The organism is Falsiroseomonas oryziterrae (assembly GCF_021864505.1).
Lineage (GTDB): Bacteria > Pseudomonadota > Alphaproteobacteria > Acetobacterales > Acetobacteraceae > Falsiroseomonas > Falsiroseomonas oryziterrae.
This window is the reverse complement of the sequence record NZ_JAKJIB010000334.1, coordinates 1-4,471: the sequence shown is the minus strand read 5'-3', so window position 1 is coordinate 4,471 and position 4,471 is coordinate 1. Positions and strand designations below refer to the sequence as shown.

General features: G+C 71.7%; 4 protein-coding genes. All 4 read right to left on the bottom strand.

From position 1 onward, the window contains the following. Positions 1-935: ABC transporter ATP-binding protein (locus tag L2I40_RS19510; RefSeq protein ID WP_237216852.1), on the bottom strand; the 935-nt coding region annotated here is incomplete at its 3' end. Continuing rightward, on the bottom strand, positions 932-1,831 hold the full coding sequence (locus L2I40_RS19505; RefSeq protein WP_237216851.1) for an ABC transporter permease: 900 nt from the start codon (positions 1,829-1,831) through the stop codon (positions 932-934). The genes L2I40_RS19505 and L2I40_RS19510, both read right to left, overlap by 4 nt. Further along, positions 1,828-2,769: an ABC transporter permease gene (locus L2I40_RS19500; protein ID WP_237216850.1), complete on the bottom strand. Its 942-nt coding sequence runs from the start codon at positions 2,767-2,769 to the stop codon at positions 1,828-1,830. The genes L2I40_RS19505 and L2I40_RS19500 overlap by 4 nt, the downstream gene beginning before the upstream one ends. Then, positions 2,769-4,322, bottom strand: coding sequence for an ABC transporter substrate-binding protein (locus tag L2I40_RS19495; RefSeq protein ID WP_237216849.1), 1,554 nt, complete (start codon positions 4,320-4,322; stop codon positions 2,769-2,771). Before L2I40_RS19495 ends, L2I40_RS19500 begins: the two co-directional genes overlap by 1 nt. Positions 4,323-4,471: the final 149 nt, after the last annotated feature.

The window sequence follows — 4,471 nt, the reverse complement described above, 5'->3', positions numbered from 1 at the left end:
TGCGCAACCCCGTGCAGCGCCGGCGCGATGCTGCGGCACCCTGCCGCGTCCTCGGCGGCGAAGCAGCGCGGCGCGAAGGCGCAGCCGGGCGGCCGGCGGGCCGGATCGGGAGGGCTGCCGGCGATCGGCGCCAGCGCCGTACCTGCGGGCGAGTCGAGGTCCGGGATGCTTCGGAAGAGCGAGATCGTGTAGGGGTGGCGCGGCGCGGCGAAGACCTGTTCGACCGTGCCGGTCTCCACCACCCGCCCCGCATACATCACGGCCACCCGATCGGCCTGGCGCGCGACCACGCCAAGGTCGTGCGTGATCAGCACCATCGCCATCCCCTCCGCCGCGCGCAGTTCGCCGAGCAGGTCCAGCACCTGCGCTTGCACGGTCACGTCGAGCGCCGTGGTCGGCTCGTCCGCCACCAGCACGCGGGGCCCGAGCGCGATCGCCATGGCGATCAGCACGCGCTGGCGCATGCCGCCCGAGAACTGGTGCGGGTAGTCGTCCAGGCGCCGGGCAGGGTCCGGGATCTGCACCCGCGCCAGCAATTCCACCGCCCGGTCGCGGGCGGCGCGGCGCGTGAGCGGCAGGTGCGCGCGCAGCACCTCGGCGATCTGCTCGCCCACGGTGAAGACGGGGTTGAGACCGGTCAGCGGGTCCTGGAAGACCATGCCGATCCGCGCCCCGCGCATCCGGCGCAGCTCCTCCTGTCCCAGCCGCAGCAGATCGACGCCTTCCAGCAGCGCCTCGCCCGCGATCACGCGGCCCGGCTTCGGCAGCAGGCCGAGCGCCGAGGTGAAGGTGACCGTCTTGCCCGATCCGCTCTCGCCCACCACGGCGAGCGTCTCGCCGGCGCGCACCTCGAGCGAGACGTCCTCCACCAGGCGCACGGCGCCGGACTCGCCGGGTACGGCGGCAGTCAGGCCGCGCAGCTCGAAGGCGCTCACAGCAGCTTTCCCGTGTTGCGCCGCATCTGCGGATCGAGCGTGTCGCGCAGCCCGTCGCCGAGCAGGTTCAGCGCCACCACCGTGAAGGCGATGCAGAGCCCGGCGGAGATCGAGATGAGCGGATTGGTGGTGATGGAGGTCTGCCCCTCGGAGATCACGTTGCCCCAGGTCGGCGTCGGCGGCTGGACCCCGAGGCCGAGGAAGGAAAGGCCGGCCTCCGCCAGGATCGCCGTGGCCGCGCTGACGGTCGCCACGACGATCACCGGCGGCAGGGCGTTCGGGATCACGTGGCGCAGCACGATCCGCCAGTGCGACAGGCCGATGGCGCGCGACGCCTCTATGAAGGGGCGCGGGCGGATGGTGAGCACGACCGAGCGCATCACGGCCGCGACGCGCGGCGTGTAGGCGATGGCCACCGCCAGGATGATGGAGTCGAGCGTGTTGCCGCGCGCCGCGACCAGGGCGAGCGCCAGCAGGAAGGAAGGGAAGGCCAGCAGGATGTCGATCACCGCGACCAGCGCGCGCTCCACCCAGCCGCCGGCATAGCCCGCGACGGCGCCGAGGATGGTGCCGGCGCTGAGCGAGATCAGGACCACGAAGAAGCCGACCTGCAGCGACACCTGCGTGCCGTGGATCAGCCGCGACAGCACGCAGCGGCCGAACTGGTCGGTCCCCAGCGGGTAGGTCGCCGAAGGGGGCGCGAGCGAGTTCATCAGGTCGGTGCGCAGCGGCGAATGCGGCGCGATCCAGGGGGCGAGCAGGGCCACCAGCACCAGGATGACGATCCCCACGAGACCGATCACGAAGCCCGGATGCCGCGCATAGCGGCGGAAGGCCGCGCGGCGCCGCGCCGCGGCTTCCTGCCGCGCCTCGGCGTCGTCGAAGGTGATGCTCATCGGCGCCGCAGCCTCGGGTCGATCGCGCCATAGACGAGATCGAGCAACGTGTTGAGGATGACGACCGCGGCCGCGAGCACCAGCACGCCGGCTTGCACGAGCTGGTAGTCGCGCGCCAGGATGGCCTTGAGGATGGTGGAGCCGAGGCCGGGGCGGCTGAACACCGCCTCCACCAGGATCGCGTTGCCGAGCGACCACGCGAAGGTCACCCCGATCACCGCCAGGATGGGAATGAGGGCGTTGCGGAAGGCAAGCTTCCAGACGATCCGGCGCTCCGGCACGCCCATGGCGCGCGCCACGCGGATGTGGTCCTGGCCGAGCACCTCCAGCATGGTGGAGCGCGTCAGCCGCGCGATGTAGGCCGCCACCGACGCGCCGAGCACCAGCGCGGGCAGGGCGATGTGGTGCAGCGCCGTCCAGAAGCCCGGCTCGCTCGACGCGCCAAGCGTCGGGAACAGGCGGAACTCATGCGACAGCAGCAGGATGGCGACCAGCCCGACCCAGAACACCGGGAAGGAAATGCCGCCGAGCGCGACCAGCATCACCGCGACGTCCACGGCGCTGCCCTGCCGCACCGCGGCGACGATCCCGAGCGGCACGCCCACCAGGATGGCGACCAGCATGCCGAGCACCGCCAGCGCGGCCGAGGGCGGCACCGCCGCCATGATCTCGGCCAGCGCCGGCTGGCCCGTCACGACGGACATGCCGAGCTCGCCGCGGGCCGCGCCGGCGAGGAAGACGAGGTATTGCTGCCAGACCGGCAGGTCGAGCCCGAGGCGCGTGCGCAGCGTGGCGAGCGCCTCGGCGGTCGCGAAGTCGCCCAGCATGTAGAGGGCGGGATCGCCCGGGATGGCCCGCATCAGGAAGAAGGCCACCGTGACGATCCCGACCAGCGCGACGGCGAGCTGGCCGGCGCAACGGGCGACGTAGAGCAGCATCAGGACGTCCGGAGCGAGACCGGCGTGACGTTGACGGTGAACAGGCTGTTCTGCACGAAGCCTTGAACCGTCGGGCCATGCGCGATGAACAGCCGGTCCGCGTAGAGCGGGATCACCGGCAGGTCCTCCATCGTCTGCCGCAGCAGGCGGTTGTAGACGGCGCGGCGCCCGGCAAGGTCCGGCGCACGCGCGGCTTCCGCCAGCAGCTCGTCCGCGCGGTCGTAGCGCGAGGTGTTGAGCCCCGGCGGATGGCTGCGCGTGTGGTAGAGCGTGACCAGGGGGCTGTCCGGGTCGGGCGGGCCGACGACCGCGGTGATGCAGGACTGCACGTTGCCGCTGCTGCGCGCCTGCACATAGGCGCCGCGCTCGAGCACGCGCACCGTGGCCTGGATGCCGACCTGCTGCAGGTCGTTGGCCAGCGCCACCGGGAAGCGGTCGAAGGGGTTGAGGCCGACCGTCGTGATCTCGAAGCGGAAGTTGGAGACATTCGCCTCGCGCAGCAGGGCGCGGGCGCGATCGGGGTCGAAGGCGTAGCGCGGCACGCCCTCCTCGCTGAACTCCTGGAAGGTCGAGGTCAGCACGCTCGTCGCCTCGAACTTGGTGCCGCGGAAGAAGCCGTCGATCAGCGCGCGGCGGTTCATCGCATGCGCCATCGCCCGGCGCACGCGCACGTCGCGCAGCGGCCCGGCGGTGGTGTTCAGCACCAGGTTGACCGTGTTGTTGGCCGGCCGGTCGAGCACCGTGACGCCCTGCGCGCGGCGCAGCCGCTCGATCACCTCCGGCGCCTGCAGCGCGTAGAAGATGTCGAGCTCGCGGTTCTCGAGCGCGATGGCCGCCGCCGTCTCGTCGCGTACGATGCGAAAGACCACCTCCGACAGCGTGGACGGGCCGGCGAAGTAGTCCGGATTGGCCGACAGCCGCACCTCGTTGCCCGCCGTCCAGCGCTCGAACACGAAGGGCCCGGTGCCGATCGGGTTCATACTGTAGCGCTCGCCGATCTCGGTGACCGCGCGGCGCGAGACGATCCAGCCCTGGTTGAAGGCGCAGAGCTTGTGGAGGAAGCCGGAATTCGGCGCGTCGAGCACCAGGCGGACCGTCATCGGATCCGGAGTCTGGATCTCCCGGAGGCCGGCGAACTGGCCGCGGTAGAGGCTGCCCGTCGCGGGATCGAGCACGCGCTCGAAGGAGAACTTCACGTCGTCCGAGGTGAAGGCGCCGTAGCCCTTGTGCCAGGTGACGTTCGGGCGCAGGCGGAAGGTCCAGACCGTGCCGTCGGCCGAGACCTCGTGGCTGCTCGCCAGGTCGGGCACGATCGCGTTGGTGCGCTGATCGTACTGCACGAGGCCGTTGTAGATGTGGCTCGCGATGGACTGGTTCTCGTTCTGGAAGATGCGCGCCGGATCCAGCTGCGAGATGTCGGATCCGAAGCGCACGCGCAGCGTGCGCGCGCCCTGCGCCAGCACGGGCGCGCCGAAGGCCCCGCCCAGCGCGAGCCCCGCCGCGCCTGCCATCAATCCGCGCCGGCCGAAGCCGCGCCCGTTCTCGTCAACCATCTTTCCGCTCTCCCGTCTGTTGGTTGTCCTCGGCCGCGGGGTTCGCGGGCCGCAGTTCCTTCGGCCAGTCGCGCGGCAGCCGCGCGCCGGCAGCCGCCATCGCGGCGGCGAGTTCGGCCGCGCGGGCGGCCCAGGCCTCGTTCATGCCG